The sequence below is a fragment of the Rossellomorea pakistanensis genome (genome assembly GCF_016908495.1).
Lineage (GTDB): Bacteria > Bacillota > Bacilli > Bacillales > Bacillaceae_B > Rossellomorea > Rossellomorea pakistanensis.
The window spans coordinates 735,530-755,423 of record NZ_JAFBDZ010000003.1 but is presented as its reverse complement, the minus strand read 5'-3'; the positions used below and the strand labels follow the sequence as shown (position 1 = coordinate 755,423).

Below are 19,894 nucleotides of genomic sequence, written 5' to 3'. Positions count from 1 at the left end.
ATACAAAATATAGAAAAAACTTATCCAGGGGGAACATTCAGTGAATATTTCAGACATCACCAAAGAAATGAATAAAGTCTTAGTTGGACGTGAAAAAGAAGTTCAAATATTGACCATTGCCCTTCTTCAAGAAGGACATGTGTTATTAGAAAGTGTACCAGGTACCGGGAAAACCCTTTTAGCAAACACGTTTGCCCAATGTATTCAGGGAAAATTTAAAAGAGTTCAGTTTACACCGGATGTGCTGCCAAGTGATATTACAGGAATTCAATATTTTAACCCTAAGTCACAAGAGTTCGAGCTTCGTACAGGTCCTGTTGTAACAAACGTTCTGCTTGCTGATGAAATTAACCGTGCCACTCCTAGGACGCAAGCAAGTCTCCTTGAGGTAATGGAAGAAAAACAAGTGACGATTGATGGTGAGACGGTAAAGCTTCAACGACCATTTATCGTAATCGCTACTCAAAATCCAGTTGAGAGTCAGCAAGGTACTTTTCCACTTCCGGCAGCACAGCTTGACCGTTTTATGTTGAAAATTCCGTTTACATATCCTGATTTAGAAGAAGAAAGACTCATCCTGCAACGATTTAGACAGCGACACTTCATCGAAACGATCGAACCTATTTTTACCTTGGAGGAAATCCTAACTTTATCAAAAGAAGTGACAAACGTTCATATTTCAGAGGATATCGAGTCCTACATTTTACATATGACAAGAACAACACGAGAACATGAAAAGATTGCCGTTGGGGCAAGTCCACGAGCAAGCTTGGCGTTATTAAAAGCGGCGCAAGGTCATGCCTTTGTGAATGGAAGGGATTATGTCATTCCAGAGGATGTCAAAGAGATAGCCCTCTATGTGCTTGAGCATCGCCTATTACTTACACCGGAAGCTTCTTTAACAAAAACAACCCGAGAAGTGATGGAAGAAATAATTTCTGAAATCGGTTCACCTGTTGAGGCAAGTTAGAAAGTGAAATGGAATCGACATGTAGTTGACGACCGATATCATGATTTCAGTCAATATTTAAGTGTTTTACTCATTATTCTCAGCTTCATTTTAGAATATTACACAGCACTCACGGTGTTTTCTGTTTGCTTTATCTATTTTCGGCTGCATCATTATTATTTTACCCAGGCCGGGAAAAAGCTTATTTTTAAAAATACAATTCAACGAACCCGCTTAAATGTGGAGGATCAAGAAAAATGGAGATTTGAATTTGAAAATGAAGGACTTCCGATTTTTGGAGCTCATTTAAAAATTACCTTTTCTAACATTGTGGAACCAATTGGTCTTCACTATGATGTTGATCACCATGATAAAGTGGAACTGACTTTCCCTTTTCAATTAAGTAGGAACGAGAAAAAGGTTTTTACGATTCCAATTGAAGGAAAACGACGAGGTTTATGTAGAATAAGCAAGATGGAATTAGAGATTCCTCACTTATTTGGAAATGGAAAACTGAATTTAACTCTAACGCAACCTGTACATTCTTCCATTCTTGTCTTTCCAAAAGTGAAACCAGTTGAGATTGGAAATGAAACAATAGCACTAGGGGATGGGGATCTCCCCATTCAAACATCTCTTTATCAAAATCGATTTCAACCAGTGGGAACAAGAAACTATGTCTATGGTGACCAGTTTAAAGATATTCACTGGAAGGCATCTGCTAGAATGCAAACCTTACAGACTAAGGTATTCGCTCCTTCAACAAAAAAAGAATGGCTAATCTCTCTTAATTTAAATGAGCATTACTCGATAACCCGCAGGCTAGAAGACTTAACAAAGGAGATAGCCTTCCTAATACACAAAGCAGTAAAAGAGGATACTCATTTCTCACTTGCCATTAATATTAGAAGCCAAGGAGCTTTTCCGTTTTATTATCTTGCCTCTGGAAATGGAGTAACACAAGGGCAAACCGCACTAGAGGTCCTGTCCACCCTTTCCACAGATGACTCAACTGTTCCTTATGGGATTGTTCTGCAGCAATTATCGATTCAAAAGCTTTTGCCTCCTACCATGATTCACGGTGGTTCAATTTCACAGAATGAGGAGCAATTAATGCAACGAATGTCTTATGATGGTGTGGAAGTGTTGATGATTGAAGATGGTGAAGAGAAAGGAGCGTTAATTCCATGGAAGCAGATCTCGTAAAAACTTATCCAAAAGAAAAAACGCTCCTTTCACTAAAAAGAATGCTACTATTATTCAATGATTTTCTTTTTATTCTCATTGGATTAACCATTCTTCTAGCAAATCAAGAATTAATGATGGAATATCTTCCTTTTTTAACGTTTGCATATGTTGGTCTAGCGCTCACTTGTGTAGTAACTGTCTTTAGTACCAAAGTCACTTTCACTACCATACCTACTTTCCTATTACTAGCAGGTGCTGGATATATATTATCAGACATGAAAACTTGGATATTATTACTGATTCTTATCATCCTATTCGGTCGGGTTCAAGGATATAAAGAAGATTCGGAAGTCTATTATGAAATGGGAAGCGGCTACTTTCTATTATTTTTGTTATTAGCCGCTGCTTCACTTTTAGTAGGCAGTATCACAGACTTTGGGAATAGCCGCTTAATTTATAGCGTCATTTTTATTCAATTAATCTTACTTATAGCAGGTACATTTCTTTTAAGAATTATTCAATTTGGTTCGATTAATAAGAATCGTTCAACATTTCCTTATCTAATTGGAGCTTCCATATTACCTTTTATTTTCGGAGGAGTCGTCTGGTTTTTGATTCCGCATGTAAAAAATGTAGGTATATTCCTATTTTCTAAAATACTCGGTGTTGTTTCCTTTGCTGTTAATCCGATTATGGGTCTTCTCTCTTCGATTTTGCCGGAAGAGTATGTAAAAAAAGCTTTTGGGATTGATGATAAAAATGACAAGACACTTGAGGTATCCCAGTCGGATATCGAGATTCATGAAAAAGCCTTTTATGAATCGGTATCCTTCCCTTATGTACAAGTCTTCCTTATCATCGTGGTACTGGCAGCCGGGATCTATTTCTTTCGAAAAAGAAACCGGGGGAGCGGTCCAGAACCTAAGAATTCAGTAGCCAATTCAACATCTAACATTGTTGTTGGTTTAAAGGAAGCTTCTCCACAAAAAGCCTATATCTATTCATCCTCAGCGGGAAAAATAAGGACAGCTGTTGCTGAATTGGAAAAGGCTTCAAAACAATATGGCAAAGAAAGAAAAGATGCAGAAACCATTAGGGAATGGTTACATCGCCTTACTATCGAGCAGTCCACCATATTCTATAGCATGTATGAGAGCACTCGCTATGGACAAAAAAACTATTCTGCCGAAGAAACTGAGTGGTTTGTTCATGCAGTTAATAAAATTATAAAAGATTGGTTAAAGTGATAGGAATAATTCCTACTGAGTGCCAGGTACAAATACATTCTTAGTACCTGGCACACCCTTTTGGACGGCTACTAAACTATTTTGAATACCAATAATAAGCATAGTCGGTCATTACAGAAGCATGCCCCATTTGTCTTAGCATTGCGGTAATGTTTCCTCTATGATACGTCCCATGATTGACAACATGATAGACCATTTCTGCTAAGCTTGTATCTCTTTTGCCAGCATAGGGATTATCAAGATCAATTAATTTTTCCAGATCCTCTTGTTGGTTAAGAAACACCTTTATACTTTCAGATAAGTCAATAAATAGTCTTTCCATCTCGTCTATTCCAACCGAATCTGTTCGCTCCAATAATTGTATAGATTGTTCAACAGAGCCCTTCATTTCTTCGCCTTTCATCACCTGAAACCACCCGTAATCGACTACATAAATATGAGACAATACTTTAGATATAGATGGAAAAACACTTGGAATTTCCCTAGAATAAATATCTTCTGGAAGCTCTTTTACCTTTGTAATGATTTTGTTGTTTGCCCATACATGATAATCGTACATTTCCAATGCGTGATGTGACATGCTTTTTACCTCCTTCATAAAACAATAGCAATTTTTATTTCTTATGATCTCTACAACATTATATATGTGACAAGTGAATATATCATTACGTAATGATGTATTTATCATTACTTTTTTTCTAGCATTTGTTTATAAAATAAACTAAGTGGAAATCTACTGCATAAGGAGGTATTTCTATGGAAAAAGAAAAGCTATTCTACTTTACTGATGATGGCAATATCCCTAATAACCCTAAGCTCCCGGTAATTGTCTACCCCGCTGCTTTTAAGTCACAACCAGAGAAAATCGAAAAAACGTTTAATGATAATAACTGGCTAAATAGCTGGACAAATGGTGTCTTTGATTATCACCATTACCACAGTAATTCACATGAAGTCTTAGGTGTCAAAAACGGTTTTGCAACCATACAATTAGGTGGGAAAAATGGAAAATCAATAGAGGTCAATACTGGAGATGTAATCGTGTTACCAGCAGGGACAGGCCATAAGCGAATATCATCAAGCAAGGATTTCTCAGTTGTCGGCGCCTATCCTGATGGGATGGACCATAATCTAAAAGTCGGTGAACCTAATGAACGACCTCAAGTAGAGAAAGATATTGAAAGAGTACCATCCCCAAAAACAGATCCAGTTTTAGGGAATGACGGTCCTTTATTAAACTATTGGAAATGAATGAATTTCACTATTATCAATGGATATCATCTGATTGAAAATTATCAAAAACGAATTTAAACTAACAATTGGCCTTCCAAAAAACCATTAGGAATTATATGTTCGTTAATTGATAGATGATACTCCTGAGGGATTCTTCTATCTATTAAGTGATGGTTCCTGAGTCCTTTTTTATCCGTACTCTACGGTATTACATGTGCACAAATTTAAAATCACGTGCATTAATTCGTCACTGTTATGCATAAAAATAGATTCTTGTACATTAACTAGAGCTTTCGTGCATAAAATCGAAAAGTTGTGCATTTCTACATTAAGACAAGGAAAATGGGGCTGTTCGAAAAGGGCAAATCTAGAAAATTAACATAGCAACGATTTATCAATATTTCTATAATCAAATTGAGCCGTCTGATAGTAGAACGACTTACCAGACAGTCCCATTTTTAAAACGTCAACCACGACGTCGGATTTCATAATCTATTTCTAAAAAAGGGATAGAGAACAACCACATTCTATGTTTTGCTTCTAATCCCCCTTCCCTTGTTTCTTGTACATCGAATTGCTCCTCAAGTGGTAGTTTAAATAAATATTTTCCGAAAGTTAAATAAACTCCTGAATCAGAATTTGGACTTTTCTCTCTATTACTACTCAGCCGTAAAGCCTTTCCATGCTGACTAAGTTCAAGGATCCCGACCATTGAAGCCCATGGCAAGGGCAATGCAATATTCATATATGTTCGACATTGTTCATTGTCAAAATGTGATGAGTACAATGCAACAAAGGTAACTTCGTCATTGATCTTCCTTATCCATGCACGCACATTCTCCCGTCCATCTAATTCATCATCAACTGGGTGAATATCCCCTGTCATTTCTATCCGTTTGCTTGTGACAGGTAAATTAATTTGCTGAATGATACGACTAATTTGACGATATAATGCTGCAAATGGTAAAAACCAAAAGCGCCACTTTACCTCTGCAAATAACTGATATTCATTCGTATTTTCATAAAAATCGACAATATTCGAAGCCAAAGTATGAACCTCTATTTCCGGTTCATATTTTTTCATTGAATCGACAAGACCGGTGTATGAAAGCTTATACGCTGAAGCCAGTTTCTCAAGAATCTCTTCACCAATCTTTCCTTTTCCTTTAATTCTACTTACTGGAAACATCGTTCGTCTTTCATTAGTGATGGGTGTATGAATCCACCAAGCAATAATTCCAACCAATCCGAAGAAAACTGAATTGATTATACCGTGAAATTTCAGCATAAAGTCAATCGTAACGATGGAATGGCCAAGTAGATTTCCTATCGCATACGATAACGAAAATAAGATTGTAACGGCTATAGAACCAAAGGAAATTCCTACAAGCCATTTCTGTAGTGAATGGTGAAATGAAGTTTTAGAGATTAATAATAGTAGACAATAGATTCCAACAATGTATATGATGACAGATAAGACCTCAAGCCAAACAGAAAAGGTTATTCCCAGTGCCACAATCATTGGAGACACTAACATGACGATCGTAACAAACTGATACAGTTTCGATTTATATAGTCTGCCAAGAAACCCAACAAAGATAGGTAATAAAAAGGCAGAATAATGAAAGTGAATGGCTGTTAACGAGGTAATTAATGGCGAAAATCCGGTTTCAATCCCAGCTTCAAAAGCAAAAAACCAAGCTCCGCCAATTGAAATGTACATTAACCCCATATTAATCGAGAATTCTTCAAGATTGGTAAATCCCTTATGTAAAAAACGATGAAGGCCATAGAGTGCAATGAAAATGGTATAAAGAAAATAAACTGCTGCTAGAACCCCGTCCCATGACGTTTGATCAGTCATATTTAAAATGATTACAGCGGCAAAAGACGGAATTCCGATCACGAAGTAATATTTACGAAATAGACTCTCTTTTTTCAATAGAAGATGTAGTGTTAGTGGTACATAAAGTAACTGTGCAATCATTAAAATCCACATATACCATGGAAAAACACCAAAAAATATAATCATCAAAAATAATACTGCATTCAAGCCAATCATCTTATTCATCTTCAGTAAATTCTCCTTTATAACAAAAAACGACCCCAATAAACGGATTTTTCACTTCTACTTTTATATAGTAGACGTTTCTCGCTTCAACGTACTTTTCTGTTACTCTTGCAATCCCTTGAAACAGTCTCGGTAAAGGAACTTCAATTTTCCCAAGGACTAGCCGCTGACTTTTTGATTCAATTTTCAAGTAACCTTGTGGGGTAATCTGGAATGATAAATCTGAGTAAACAATATGTGGTTCCCCTAAATAGTCTTTAACCATATTATGCTTGGAATCATAACTCATTAAAGCATTAAAATATCTCTTCCGATTCTTAAAATAAAAAATCCGCTCCCAATGGACCTGTTCTTCGCCATTAATTCCCGTTATCGTGGAATTCACAATCGTAAATGGTACATCTTTTCCTTCTTCAGGAAAGAGCAGCTTCCACTTTACCCCTATTAAGTACATTGGATATAACCACTTAGGCCCTCCTTGAATCATCCTCATCAAGCCAGACCCTTTAAAATCCTCTTTTAATTCATATCTTTTTTGCAGCATAGGGTGTAGTCGATTAAATTGTTCTCCTAATACTTTCTTATAAACAGACATTACGTTCTCCTTCTCTTACAGCTACTTGAAGTCGGAACATCATTACTGAAATAAAACCCGATAATAGAAAGAATGGTTAATGCCATATTAAAAGTAAGTGGGGAAAAAGGATGTGTTAAACTACCAGGGTCTGCGATGATCGCTGCTATTGTTAATAATGGAAAAATAACAATCTGTATTCCTAGTAATTTTCGTTTATAGGGATAGAACAACCACATTAAACCAAATAAAACTTCTAAAATACCGACTCCTATAACAAATGAAGTCACTTGATTCGCTGTCATACTAATTAAACTTCCCGCCAAAGCGATTTCCTCTGGGTGTTGAGCAAAGATCTTGGGGAACAGCCCATGGTAAGACCAAATAAAGAAAAATAAAAAACTTATCAGCCACGTACTAAAAAAGCGTTTGTACTGTAAATGAGGTGCTTCTCCTTTTTCTAGCCACCTTTTCAGAACATCAAAGCTAAGTGCTGTTGCCCATCCTATAAGTGGTCGAAAAAACAACTTATCGAAAACAACTCCTATTCGTCCAAAATTTACTTCATAATCATATTGCGTCAAAAAATCAATTGATCCCTGCCTAGTCTTGTACTGCCAATATCCTTTTCCTTCACGAATAATGGAAAGTTTCTGATCTGTGCCAAAATGTAAAGAAGAAGTCCTCGTATTGTCTTTCGTTTGATGGCTGCCAACGCTTTTTCCCCAGCCTTCCACTGCTAAGCCAAAACCGATTTTCGTTTTATATGTAAAAAGCTGAGGCTCGTCTGCTTTTTTTGGTAAATACGTAATCGAAGAAAAACGTAAATCCCACTGTTCATGGAGAGTAGGCGTTTGAGTAACCTCCCAAAGCCTTTCCATCTCTGCTTTAATTGGAATCTCAACATATATTGGTTTATTTTTCATCATTCATTCCTCCATCAATAGCTTAGCATAAAATTTGATTAATTAGAGATATTCAATTGAAAGTGTTCCCACTTCTTTAAAATAAATTTTAGTTTGTATTAGCAAAAAAAAACGCCTTATTCGGCGTTTTTTTGCATCGTTATCTCAATGTGGATAATCTGATGACCATCTATTTCGATTACTTTGAATATATACCCTTCCTCTTCAACGACATCTCCTAGCTTAACATCATATTGCTTTGTTAAGAACCAACCACCAAGTGTATCAACATCATCTTCTACTAATTCAATCCCTAACAGATCGTTTACATCTTCTATTAGAACTTTACTGTTGACGATAAAGTGATCTTTTGAGATTTTTCGTATTTCAGGTAATTCATCTGTATCAAATTCATCTCGAATTTCTCCAACGATTTCTTCGAGTATATCTTCCACTGTCACGATCCCTGATGTTCCTCCATATTCATCCATAAGAATAGCCATATGAGTTCTTTCTTTTTGCATTTTCAATAGCAAATCATGAATTGGAATCGTCTCAATGACTTGAATGACGGGCTTTATAAAAGGAACAATCGCATTTTCTTTATCTAATGATTTATTACTAATGGTTGCTGTCAGTATATCTTTAATATTGACAATCCCTTTAATATGGTCTGTATCCCCGTTTGCAACAGGATAACGTGTATATTTCTCTTCCTTAATAACTTTAAAAATATCCTCAAGACGATCGTCTAAAGACATATAAACCATTTCTGTTCGTGGAACCATTATCTCTTTGGCGAGACGATTATCGAATTCAAAAATATTGTTTACATACTTTAACTCAGCTTGATTGATTTCCCCACTTTTATAACTTTCTGAAAGAATAAGTCTTAATTCTTCTTCGGTATGGGAGGTTTCATGCTCTGACGCTGGTTTGAGACCAAAGATTCCCACTAATATTCTAGCTGAACCATTCAACGCCCAAATAAATGGATACATAATTTTATAAAACCAAATAATTGGTTTTGCAAAGACGATTGTTACAGCTTCAGCCTTTTGAATGGCAACGGTTTTTGGGGCCAATTCTCCAACAACTACGTGTAAAAAGGTAATCACCGCAAATGCGATACCGAATGACAAAATATGTGTAAGAGATTCATTTAATTCAAATCGTTCAAATACTGGATGTAATAATTTTTCAACTGTCGGTTCTCCAAGCCAGCCTAAACCAAGGGCCGTAATCGTTATCCCAAGCTGACAAGCTGATAAATACTCATCGAGATGTGTAATAACCTGTTTGGCTGCTTTTGCGCCAGCTTTATTTTCTTCAATTAATTGATCGATTCGAGTACTACGAACCTTAACAATAGCAAATTCTGTTGCTACAAAGAACCCTGTTAATGCGATTAATATCGCTACAAGAACTAAATTTATTATTTCCAACGAGTAGCCTTACAATAGTAAGGCATCCACCTCCTGATGTGTTTAATTTTGGAGGAAGATTTCATCGGAAACACTCTACACTAATAATAATATAAGAGATTTTAATAGTGTCATACTTTCAGAGGATAAATGTTTCCTCAGAAAATCTTCCTTATTTAGTTTATTTTCATTGATATATTCCACAATTTTATTAGCTTCTTTTTCTAAAGTTTGCATACTGTTTATGAGCTCATTAGGATCAGTGTTTGTCACACGATCAGTAGATAGTAGATTTCTAATTTCTACTAAGCTCATACTGTCTGCCTTACATTTTTCAATCATCTTCAACTTATCGACTGCGTCTATACTGTACACACGATAGTTAGAAGCAGAACGTTCCGCTTTTAATAACCCAATACTAGTATAGTAGTCAATTGTTCGCTTGGTTACATTTGATAGATTAGCAAGTTCACCGATTCTTAGTTTCTCTGTCCCATTAGAAGCACACTCCAAACTATAACGTGATGGTATGTGAATATTTTACCTTCTTTTTCATTTTTCCGCAATAGGGCTCGAACAAAAGGTGTAAGCGCCCTGTTTAGCCCCGAAAAATAGACCAGGGTGCATTTCCCTTCATTCATGGCTTGGCTAATCGACTTCCAGGGCGAACGGTTGAGCTAGATTAGGACAAACTAATTTCAAACATATTAAAATTTTTATATTTTCTTATAAACTAAAAAAGCCAGTCCTCTTATGAGAACTGACTTTAATCATCAATTTATAACAGCCACAGTTGCCGTAACAATAAAATATGAAAGTTTTAAACCACCACTTCACTAAGTGGGTGTTTGCAAAAACATTCCTGTCGTCCTCAAGCCACGAGGCATGACATTCCCGTTTTAATATAAAACTCCCTATTCAAATGTAAAGGTTAAAACTTTATAAATACTACGCACAACGCAGCCTGTATTGATATAATACCCGATATTTTAATTAATATCAATGATTATTTCTTCCAAAGCTAATTGTAGATAGATAACAAGCCAAAAACTAGACAATCCCTCCAGCAGAGTGACGAGTTTGTTCCTTGCGAAGTGTCTCAGCCTTTACAATACTATCTTTTAACCAAATTGGTGAATTTACATGGTTCAAAATTTCTTCAGAAGCCATCCAATAAACAGCATCTACTTCATCTGGACTTTTCGCATAAGGTTCTCCATGATCAAATTCACATAGGAAAACAATATCCACAACGATTCGTCCATCCTCTAGAATAAAAGAGGTATTACGAACATAAGTTAAGGAATCTTTCACATTGACTCCTACCTCTTCAAACAATTCTCTTTTTAAAGTTCTCTCTAAAAGATCACTTGAGGTTCCTTCCTTTTCAACCGTGCCGCCAACTAGTGAAAGAAGGCCACCAGCATGCTCTTCCTTTTTGCTGCGTTCAATAACGAGCCATTTATCTTCTTTATAAACCGCACCTTCTACATTAATTATAAACATTTCATCATCCCCTACGTTTGATACTCTAATCACGTTACAGATTTCTGATATACCGTTGGTTTTCCTTATTTTCCGGTAATCAGTTCAATAAAATGCTTTAATATCCTCGCCGTTAACCCCCATATGACACGATCCTCGAAATAATAAAAGTGCTCTTTCATATCTCTTGCTTGCCAGTTGTAATTTTCCCCTCCTGGAATGTCTTGAAATGGAAAATCGATTGAGGGCTCAACTTTATAAGCAACATTAAATAAATCTGGCTTCTTTTCAATTAGCTCTGTTAATGGGAAAGTAAAGATTTCTTCTACTTCTGATGGATTCGGTTTAAGATTTGCCTCAGAATCGATTACAGCGACAAAAGGATAAATAATCGTCCCAAAAGGGGATACGAGATAATCCAATGGAATAAGCTCACCAATGGAGTCTTTGTTTATTCCAAGCTCTTCACAGGTTTCCCTAATCGCGGCACTTTCCTCACTATCGTCATCACGATCAACCTTTCCTCCAGGAAAACAAATCTCTCCAGGCTGTCTTCTCATTGTTAGAGACCTTACTTCAAACAGCACATGTGTCTCCCCATCCATTTCAATAAGGGGTAGAAGGATGGAGAACTTCGTAAAATCTTTACTCCCTAATATACTAGGAGTACGACCACCGATCTTCTTCAAAACATCTAAATGCAACAATACCACCACCAAATTGAGGCTTCATCTCTCTACCTCCATTATACCCTCAACCTACACCGCCCCCCAAACAATACGCCCCAACTGACATCACCGCACTAACGCACCACCCCACCGCGGGACGGTTCTCGAGCACTTCACCGCGTTAAACAATTCGAGAACCGTCCCGCGGTGCTTTAGTGTAGTAAATCGAACTGAATCAAATTGAAAACCTTTTGAATAAATCGAAATAATTCTTATTTACAAAACGTAATCATTACGATAAAATAGTTTAGGAATGAATTTTGAGAGGAGTTTTTATATTGAAGATCAGAAAGATTTTATTAGGAAGTATTTTTGTTCTATCAACCTTTTTAGCGGCTTGTGGTTCCAATACAGAAGAAGCTAATTCGGAAAAGAGCAAGAACAATGAAAATGAAAAACTGACAATTTATACAACACTATACCCACTTAAAGATTTTGCTGAGAAAATCGGTGGAAATAAAGTTGAAGTTAAAACATTGATTCCAGCTGGAGGAGATGCTCATACTTTTGAACCGACAACAAAGGATTTAATTGCTGTAGCTGAAGCTGATGCTTTCATTTACAACGGATTAGGCATGGAACCTTATGCTGAAAAAATTAAGAAAGCCGTTGATTCTGAAAAAACTTTAATGCTAGAAGCATCAAAGGGAATAGATGTCATTAGTGGCGCACATGAACATACTCATAATGAAGAGAGTCACTCTGAAGCACAACATAATCATGATGATAAGAGTACTCATTCAGAAGAAGAACATAGTCACGAAGAAAGTAGCACTCATTCCGAGGAAGACCATAACCATGATGAAAAAGGCACTCACTCCGAAAAGGAGCATAGCCATGAAGAAGAACACGATCACCACCATGACCACGGAGATAACGATCCACATGTTTGGTTAGATCCATATAAATCGATAACACTTGCCGAAAATATCAAAAATGCACTAATTGAATTATCACCTGATGATAAAAAAACATTCAACAAGAACTTTGAAGAACTAAATACAAACCTTGAAAAGCTTGATCATGAGTTTCATAAGCTAGTAGAAGGAAAAGAAAATCCAGAAATTGTCGTCTCTCATGCTGCTTATGGGTATTGGGAACAGTCTTTTGGCATTCAGCAAATACCGGTCACGGGTCTTTCACCAACTGACGAACCTTCACAAAAAGAATTACAAGAAATCATCGAGATTGCAAAGGAACATAAGATTAAATATATTCTGTTCGAACAAAACGTCACCCCAAAAGTGGCGGAAGTCATTCGAAAAGAAATTAACGCTGACCCTCTTCGTCTCCACAATCTATCTGTCCTTACAGAAGAAGACATTAAGAACGAAGAAGATTATTTCAGTTTAATGAGGCAAAATATTGAGACATTGGAAAAAGCGCTAGAAAAGAAATAGTATTGAAAAAACTGGGGAGTTCAGTGCATTGAGCTTCCCCATTCTATATTAATAATGAAGTCACTTCAATTAGTCATTCTCTAATCTCCACCATACACATTAAAAAACTCCACCAAAATTCTCCTTCTTTAACCACACCCAATTCTCATCGAATAGCTCACGAAGGCTGCTGTCTTCTAGAAAACCAGCACCTTTATAGCAACGCCTTGCCACCTCGTTCTCAGGTCTGACTCTAATATAAATCCATGGATAATGATATTGTTGAGCTTTCCCTTCCAATAATAAAACTAACTTTCTCCCAACCCCTTGATTCCTACTATTTGGGGCTACGACAAGATGAGCAAATTCTAAATCTCTACCTTCATCATCCACCCAAACCTCACCATAGGCTATTGGCTGACGACTTTCCTCTAATATAAAACAATGCTGATCCGTTGCTTTTAGCCAATGAAGAAAATCCTCTTCCGAAAAAGTCGATTTATTGATAGTGTTTAAACAATCCTCTTGGGCAATAAACCATTCATTAAGTGTCCAAACATCATCAATACAAGCCTCTCTTAATTTCATACTTCCTCCCCCTTCGAACTCATCTCAACATTACGAACGACACGATCAATAAATTCAAGTATTTCTTTAGATATAGGAAATAAACCTGCTTCACTAGCATTTTCTGATTTTCTTATATTCCAAAACTTGTTCATCTATTCCTGATCACCATTAAATGTCTGTTCAGATAAAAGAATGATATCTTTTGCTAAAATGGCTCCTTCCTCGGATTCAGGCAGTATCTTCTTCCTAAGACAGTATTGGATTCGATTCACGATCGCTAACCACTGCTTGGTCACCATTGAATCATCCTCCATCTTTGGGATATTCGATTTTAGAATTCTAATTTCCTCTTCTTCAAAATAATTCTCCCATGAATCTTTTCTATTCTTTAAAGATTGAATTAGAGGAAGTAGTTTTTCCCAATCAAAATTACTTTCAATATCATTCCTATTCAGAAATGTATTAATCCTATCTATTGAATTTGTTAATTCCTCCACTTGCTCTATTAGCTGCTTCCTTTGAGCTTTAAGAAACATTAATCGTAGAAATCTCTTCCACTAAATGCTTAATATCATCAAGAGAAAGCGAGAGTGACTTTAGAATCTGAACTTTCTCAAGCTTCACAAGGTCCTGGTTTGAGTATAATCTTCTTCCATTCAGCTCTTTTTTGCTCGATTTTACTAAATCTATTTCATCATCATAACGAAGTGTTCGAACTGATATACCTATACTGATTGGTTCTTGAATAAGTACGTCATAACGTTTCATTTCTCTTAAAACCTTAAACTCTGCTTCTTTTCTAGAAAAATTAGATAGGCTGCTGGTTCTTAATAGATAGTTACGACCGTTGTCGAATTCGATCAAGTATTTCTTGTCACCTGAAAATCCTTTATTAATTTCGGAAATGTTTGTACACGCTTGAAGCTCTGGAATCTTAGATTTTAGTAAGGTTTCATTCATACAATTCGTCCTTTTTTATTTTTGATAAAGGTTTTTAAGAATTCCTTCTATATGAGGGGATATAAAAGCAGTACTCTCGTTAAATCTCAAACGAAAATAGAGGGTTTTCAAAAAGTTGGAAACATTAATTCTAAGATGAAAATATCTGCTTTCTCCTATTACCTTCATAACTTTCGAGCCTAAACCATGGATCCATTCTACAATTTCTACTGTTTCCCACTTCAGCATTGCTTCAATTGGAAAGATCAGTCGTTCATCTTCATTATCTATGTACACCCCATGATCTCGTAAAACAAACTGTTCGATTGCTTCTAGAACTTCCCTGTAAAAACCGGTTTTGATTTTGGGATGATTGATGAAAGCCTCCATTAAGTCTGCTCCATGTGCGACACTATGCGCCCACCCTTTTTCTTCTACATATCCTCTTAAGTCTCCTTCTTCATAAAAATACTCTATTGTTCTATTAAATGCGTTCATGACAAGATCTAGAGGAAGAAATGTTTTCTTGCTATCCACATGTATCACTAATGCCATAACAAGGGATGAAAAAGATCTAGTGAAAACGCTGTCTGTATTGATTTCTTCTATCCTGTAAAATAAATGATCATCATCCATGGCAACTTCTAATATGTACTTCAGCTGTTCATCCTTTAAAAATTCTCCTTGAATTAATCTAGAAAAAAACATATAAATCATATCATCACGGAGTACCGGATCTATGGAGCCTATGCGTCTTAACATTTCTTTCATAATCGGATCTAAATCTATGGATCGTAATTCATTGTCCTTCAATAAGATTAATTTCTTCAGCTCTTCTTTCAAATTCACTATCCCCATCTCCTTAATAAAAATAATAGCTGATGTCGCATTTGTAAAAATGGAATTTTCAGTAACTTTATAGTCTAATTATCCTATTCACATCAACTCAATTCAACTAGTTAATTGTAAATTTTAATAAAATTAACTTACACTTAGTGATCATCTCCTGAAAGGGAGTACTTGCCACTATATTTTAAAATTTGATTTGAATAGTAAACTAAAAAGGTGAAACCCCTGTTTAGGCTTCACCTTTCATACTATACCTGCTCTACAAATGCTGGTAGGGGATCGTGTAATGTCGACCAATCAGATAGCATTTCTTCATCTGTTAATAAGCAATGATCTAACGATTTCTCTACATCTTTTCGGTTCATATCTAATCCAATAAGGACTATTTCTGTCATTCGGTCACCATGTACTGGATCCCATTTCCCTTTCAGTTCCGGCTCTTCTAATAAGATCTGCTTCCTTTCGGCTTCAGGATACGCAGCTACCCATTCCCCAGCCCCTTGGATTGTAATCGATGGACCTGCTTGAGAAAGTAAGCCTGCCAGATTATTTCTTGTTGGTAACCAAAAGAAACCTTTGGCACGCACTATATCTACTGGCCAGTCTTCCATCCATTCCATGAATCGTTCCGGGTGAAATGGTCTTTTACGCCGATATACAAAGGAGGAAATACCATATTCCTCCGTTTCTGGAATATGTTCCTCGTTTAATTCTTTTATCCAGCCAGCTCCTTCTGATGCTTTCTCAAAATCAAATAATCCTGTATTTAAGACTTTGTCCAGCGGAATTTTTGAGTGTGATGTATCAATGATAGTGGCATCGGCATTTAATTTCTGCAGTACCCCTCTTAACTCCTTTACATCAATATCCTCGACTAAATCAATTTTATTTAAAATGATCACATTCGCAAATTCAATTTGATCAATTAGAAGGTCGACAACTTCACGCGTATCATGTTCATCCATTGCTTCTTTCCGATCAAGAAGACTCTCTCCACTTGCATAGTCACTCCAAAAACGATTGGCATCAACAATCGTGACCATTGTATCAAGTTTTGTATGTGTTGATAGATTTACATTTAATTCCTCATCCATATATGTAAAGGTTTGTGCAACTGGAATTGGCTCGGATATCCCCGTCGACTCTATTACGATATAATCAATTTCCCCTGCATTTACTAGTTTTTCTACTTCTATGATTAAATCTTCTCTCAAAGTGCAACAAATACAACCGTTTTGAAGTTCTACTAGCTTTTCTTCCGTTCTTGAAAATACTCCTTGCTTAACTAATGATGCATCAATATTGACCTCACTCATATCATTGACAATCACAGCAATTTTTTTATCCTCACGATTATGAAGAATATGATTTAATAATGTTGTTTTTCCTGATCCTAAATATCCACTTAAGACAGTAACTGGTATTCGATTCATATTATTACCCTTTCTTAAATCGTAATTATTACGATTTATATTGTACAATAGAACATTAAGTTTTACAAGGGGAATCAATAAATATAAAAATAAAAAAGTAGTGAATTTTTTATCAGATTCACTACTTATATCAATTAATTTTCATCCATCCTTACTCAATCCTCATATAAAACTCTTCAACATATGGATTCTTAGGGACTTGAATGACTTCATAAACTGGATTTTTGATAACGGGCATCTTACTACCATTAAATTCAATCGTATCAATAATACCGCTTACTTTAATCCATTTATCGGACTCTAACTTCGATAGTGAAGCATCTTTAGCTAGGAGCCCATAAACAGATGCATCAGCCACACAGCAAGTGATTGTAAATCTAGAAACGACGATTTCATCTTCAGAAAAACTCTCATCCTTGTAAACAAACCCCGTCATTTGAATTTCACGTCCAATAAATTCTTCCGCATTTTCATTGATAATACTTAAGGTAGGAATAAATTGTTCCTCTCTTACATAAATTTTTTCAGCAGCATGAACAAGTTCTTTTAATTTTTCAAAATCTGATTCTATTGGAAAGTTCGCATTATGATCAATAGTTGGTGTGATATTAAATTTGATTTCCTTAGGGTCCTCAGACGCTTCTTCAGAGCTTTTTTCTGACGAAGAAGGTAGCTTAGTAAATAATCCTTCCCCGTATTTTACTCCCCTTTTCGCCGCGACGGTGCTATCGAGAAGATTACTCGGAAAAAGAAAACCTGCTAAAATTGGAAGGACAAAAAGACTATAAATTAAAATTGATCGAAAAGCCCCTTTTGGCAGTTCATGTCCCCCACAACCACATTGATTTTCTTCCCCATCTGCTGAAGTTCCCCTTATCACCTGTACGGCTCCAAGAAAAATAAACACACCTAGACCAAAATATAAATAGAGATGCATTTTTGATGCAACAAAGTTTTGGAGATTAAATGTGATGAATAATTTAAAAATCATTAAAGCATAACCGATCAATATAATACCTCTTATAAATGTATGAAATCGATGCTGTGAATTCATGTGTTCACCTCTTTAGATTAATTGTTGAAATAGTAAAATTGACAGGTAGACTACAAGGGTTACAACAACAATGAAGAGAACAACAAACCTCTTTTTAAAATAGGCCAACATTAATAGTGTATTTTTGAAATCAATCATAGGACCATAAACGAGAAAGGCAAGTAAAGATGAGGAGGTAAATATGGTCCCAAAGGATGATGCAACGAAAGCATCTGCTTCAGAACATAATGAGACAATATAAGCAAACCCCATCATTATGGCTGGAGCTATAAGATCTCCACTTCCTAATGTAATCAGTACTTCGCGATTAAGAAACGTTTGAAAAATAGAGGCCGCTAACGCTCCGATGATCAGATATTTTCCCATATCAAAAAATTCATCGCTTGCATGTATGATGGTTTGAAGCACTTTATTTTGCTTACCGAGTTGATGGTGAACATGTCCATGATTCGTTTCTTCTATGAGGGCATTTTTCGTTCCGTAAAGCCTGTACAATAATGCTCCAATGAAAATCGCAGCAACAAATGCAATACCCATTCTTCCCCAAACCACCAACATATTACTTTGAAATGCGTAATAAGTAGAGGCCAATACTATGGGATTCAAAATTGGTGCCGTTACCATAATGACGATACCTAGATGTTGGGGAACTCCTTTTTTAATTAATCTCCTTGCCACCGGGACAATCGCACACTCGCAAACAGGTAGTAACGCACCGACCAAAGCTGCTGGGACAAGCGCCATATATGGTCGGTTTTTTGGAATCAACTTTTTTAACATATTCTCAGAGATAAAGACTTGTATAATGGCAGATGCAAATACACCAATTAAAATAAACGGGATGGCTTCGAGAATAATACTCAAAAAGATCGTACTAATATTTAATAATGAATCATTGGGAAACTCTTTAGGAAAAAAATTTTTTACCCAATCACCGGCTATAAACAATAACAAAAAACAACCGAACAATAAGACTCCTATTACATCCTGTGCTGATTCCTTAAAAGCATTCATACTTTTCACTCCTTCATATTATATTCCATATATAGTAACCGTAATGATTTCGTTTTATAATAAAGAGTATGCTTGTCCAAGGATTCTATGACGGATTTTTATTGGAATAGTTTTTAAGAATGAAAGATGTAGAAGTGTAGATCGTGTAATTAATGTGGATTTATTGTAGGATTTCACCGGAATTTTCATAAAATTTTTATACAACTAAATCTGTTCATCCGCCTCTTCCTTTACCACTTTCGTACCCGCTAGCCAATCATAGACCGATTTCCTTTCACGATTAAACATTGGCGTAATCAAATAGAGCATTGTGATCATATTGACCACAACTAATAGAGTCACGATGGTAGATTCACTGATATTAGTGGGAAGAATTAATCTATATACTCCAAAATGAGCAAGCTCCCATGGAAGAAATTTTATAAATGATCTCATGAAGGACCTTCCTCTTTTCAATTTCAATCCATTGATACAAACCACTTTTAGACTCATTTTCTTCTTTCCGATTGTACCGCCAAGACTGGAAGATTCCGTTAGAAAGAAATAAAGGAAAACGGGTAAAGTTACGAATATAAATCCGGCTGTTTGGGCGACCATAGCCGAATTTTCGAATAATGGATTAAGTGGATGCCCAAGAAGAAATGAAATACTTAATAGGAAAGCTCCGTACGCCATAATAATAAGATAATCAATTAGCAGTGCAATCATTCTTCGTTTCATTGAAGCAGAATTTGTTGAGTACATTTTTCCATCCCTCCCATATTTAGTGTATTAACATACCTAACGATTTAGGTAGATTTATTATAAAGTGTTATTATTCATCCCTTGAATTCTGAATAAAAAAAGACACTT

22 protein-coding genes and 1 other RNA gene are annotated in these 19,894 nt (G+C 36.0%); 5 read left to right on the top strand and 18 right to left on the bottom strand.

The genetic code is table 11. From position 1 onward, the window contains the following. Positions 1–40 precede the first annotated feature (40 nt). Genes JOC86_RS17600 through JOC86_RS17590 form a run of 3 tightly spaced genes read left to right on the top strand, consistent with a single transcriptional unit; the run spans position 41 to position 3,384 of the window. Positions 41–970: an AAA family ATPase gene (locus tag JOC86_RS17600; RefSeq protein ID WP_338021772.1), complete on the top strand. Its 930-nt coding sequence runs from the start codon at positions 41–43 to the stop codon at positions 968–970. 3 nt (positions 971–973) lie between these two features. Then, complete coding sequence (locus JOC86_RS25175) at positions 974–2,155, top strand: DUF58 domain-containing protein (RefSeq protein ID WP_205174200.1); 1,182 nt, start codon at positions 974–976, stop codon at positions 2,153–2,155. After that, positions 2,137–3,384, top strand: coding sequence for a hypothetical protein (locus tag JOC86_RS17590; protein WP_205174199.1), 1,248 nt, complete (start codon positions 2,137–2,139; stop codon positions 3,382–3,384). The genes JOC86_RS25175 and JOC86_RS17590 overlap by 19 nt, the downstream gene beginning before the upstream one ends. A gap of 76 nt (positions 3,385–3,460) precedes the next feature. Here the strand turns inward: JOC86_RS17590 and JOC86_RS17585 are convergent, their stop codons facing one another. After that, positions 3,461–3,964 carry a DinB family protein gene (locus tag JOC86_RS17585; RefSeq protein ID WP_205174198.1) on the bottom strand — a complete coding sequence of 168 codons (504 nt, stop codon included), beginning with the start codon at positions 3,962–3,964 and terminating at the stop codon, positions 3,461–3,463. Positions 3,965–4,140: 176 nt separating this feature from the next. On the opposite strand from JOC86_RS17585, the gene JOC86_RS17580 reads away from it, so the two are divergent. After that, positions 4,141–4,635 (top strand): cupin domain-containing protein, encoded by a 495-nt coding sequence (locus JOC86_RS17580; protein WP_205174197.1) that lies wholly within the window; start codon positions 4,141–4,143, stop codon positions 4,633–4,635. A gap of 448 nt (positions 4,636–5,083) precedes the next feature. On the opposite strand, the gene JOC86_RS17575 is transcribed toward JOC86_RS17580, so the two are convergent. From JOC86_RS17575 to JOC86_RS17540, 8 genes are all read right to left on the bottom strand, one after another. Then, on the bottom strand, positions 5,084–6,688 hold the full coding sequence (locus JOC86_RS17575; protein WP_205174196.1) for a YndJ family protein: 1,605 nt from the start codon (positions 6,686–6,688) through the stop codon (positions 5,084–5,086). Further along, positions 6,681–7,283, bottom strand: coding sequence for a DUF4166 domain-containing protein (locus JOC86_RS17570; RefSeq protein ID WP_205174195.1), 603 nt, complete (start codon positions 7,281–7,283; stop codon positions 6,681–6,683). Before JOC86_RS17570 ends, JOC86_RS17575 begins: the two co-directional genes overlap by 8 nt. Beyond that, a complete protein-coding gene (locus JOC86_RS17565; RefSeq protein ID WP_205174194.1) occupies positions 7,283–8,188 on the bottom strand; it encodes a DoxX-like family protein in 906 nt (301 codons plus the stop codon). Before JOC86_RS17565 ends, JOC86_RS17570 begins: the two co-directional genes overlap by 1 nt. 116 nt (positions 8,189–8,304) lie before the next feature. Beyond that, complete coding sequence (locus JOC86_RS17560) at positions 8,305–9,612, bottom strand: hemolysin family protein (protein ID WP_205174193.1); 1,308 nt, start codon at positions 9,610–9,612, stop codon at positions 8,305–8,307. A 75-nt stretch (positions 9,613–9,687) separates the two neighbouring features. Further along, positions 9,688–10,104, bottom strand: a complete 417-nt coding sequence (locus tag JOC86_RS17555; RefSeq protein WP_239587656.1) for a MerR family transcriptional regulator — start codon at positions 10,102–10,104, stop codon at positions 9,688–9,690. 267 nt (positions 10,105–10,371) lie between these two features. Next, a non-coding RNA gene (gene ssrS / locus JOC86_RS17550) (6S RNA) lies at positions 10,372–10,560 on the bottom strand. Positions 10,561–10,641: 81 nt separating this feature from the next. After that, positions 10,642–11,097 (bottom strand): NUDIX hydrolase, encoded by a 456-nt coding sequence (locus JOC86_RS17545; protein WP_205174192.1) that lies wholly within the window; start codon positions 11,095–11,097, stop codon positions 10,642–10,644. Positions 11,098–11,162: 65 nt separating this feature from the next. Beyond that, complete coding sequence (locus JOC86_RS17540; RefSeq protein ID WP_239587655.1) at positions 11,163–11,795, bottom strand: NUDIX hydrolase; 633 nt, start codon at positions 11,793–11,795, stop codon at positions 11,163–11,165. A gap of 287 nt (positions 11,796–12,082) precedes the next feature. Here JOC86_RS17540 and JOC86_RS17535 point away from each other — a divergent pair, with 287 nt between their 5' ends. Next, complete coding sequence (locus JOC86_RS17535) at positions 12,083–13,204, top strand: metal ABC transporter solute-binding protein, Zn/Mn family (RefSeq protein WP_205174191.1); 1,122 nt, start codon at positions 12,083–12,085, stop codon at positions 13,202–13,204. 99 nt (positions 13,205–13,303) lie between these two features. Here JOC86_RS17535 and JOC86_RS17530 read toward each other — a convergent pair whose 3' ends face one another. The 9 genes from JOC86_RS17530 to JOC86_RS17490 form a co-directional block, all read right to left on the bottom strand. Continuing rightward, positions 13,304–13,771 carry a GNAT family N-acetyltransferase gene (locus JOC86_RS17530; RefSeq protein WP_205174190.1) on the bottom strand — a complete coding sequence of 156 codons (468 nt, stop codon included), beginning with the start codon at positions 13,769–13,771 and terminating at the stop codon, positions 13,304–13,306. After that, positions 13,768–13,905, bottom strand: a complete 138-nt coding sequence (locus JOC86_RS17525) for a hypothetical protein (RefSeq protein WP_205174189.1) — start codon at positions 13,903–13,905, stop codon at positions 13,768–13,770. The genes JOC86_RS17530 and JOC86_RS17525 overlap by 4 nt, the downstream gene beginning before the upstream one ends. Next, positions 13,906–14,289 carry a hypothetical protein gene (locus tag JOC86_RS17520; protein WP_205174188.1) on the bottom strand — a complete coding sequence of 128 codons (384 nt, stop codon included), beginning with the start codon at positions 14,287–14,289 and terminating at the stop codon, positions 13,906–13,908. Then, positions 14,279–14,713 carry a MerR family transcriptional regulator gene (locus JOC86_RS17515; protein WP_205174187.1) on the bottom strand — a complete coding sequence of 145 codons (435 nt, stop codon included), beginning with the start codon at positions 14,711–14,713 and terminating at the stop codon, positions 14,279–14,281. The genes JOC86_RS17520 and JOC86_RS17515 overlap by 11 nt, the downstream gene beginning before the upstream one ends. A 15-nt stretch (positions 14,714–14,728) precedes the next feature. Continuing rightward, complete coding sequence (locus JOC86_RS17510) at positions 14,729–15,541, bottom strand: DUF2785 domain-containing protein (protein WP_205174186.1); 813 nt, start codon at positions 15,539–15,541, stop codon at positions 14,729–14,731. A gap of 248 nt (positions 15,542–15,789) precedes the next feature. Then, a complete protein-coding gene (locus JOC86_RS17505; protein WP_205174185.1) occupies positions 15,790–16,974 on the bottom strand; it encodes a GTP-binding protein in 1,185 nt (394 codons plus the stop codon). Between the two features lie 151 nt (positions 16,975–17,125). Continuing rightward, positions 17,126–18,028 carry a TIGR03943 family putative permease subunit gene (locus JOC86_RS17500; RefSeq protein WP_205174184.1) on the bottom strand — a complete coding sequence of 301 codons (903 nt, stop codon included), beginning with the start codon at positions 18,026–18,028 and terminating at the stop codon, positions 17,126–17,128. Between the two features lie 12 nt (positions 18,029–18,040). Then, the gene (locus tag JOC86_RS17495; protein WP_205174183.1) at positions 18,041–19,042 is read right to left on the bottom strand and encodes a permease; all 1,002 of its coding nucleotides are present in this window, start codon (positions 19,040–19,042) and stop codon (positions 18,041–18,043) included. Positions 19,043–19,246: 204 nt separating this feature from the next. After that, positions 19,247–19,786 (bottom strand): RDD family protein, encoded by a 540-nt coding sequence (locus tag JOC86_RS17490; protein WP_205174182.1) that lies wholly within the window; start codon positions 19,784–19,786, stop codon positions 19,247–19,249. Between the last annotated feature and the right edge of the window lie 108 nt (positions 19,787–19,894).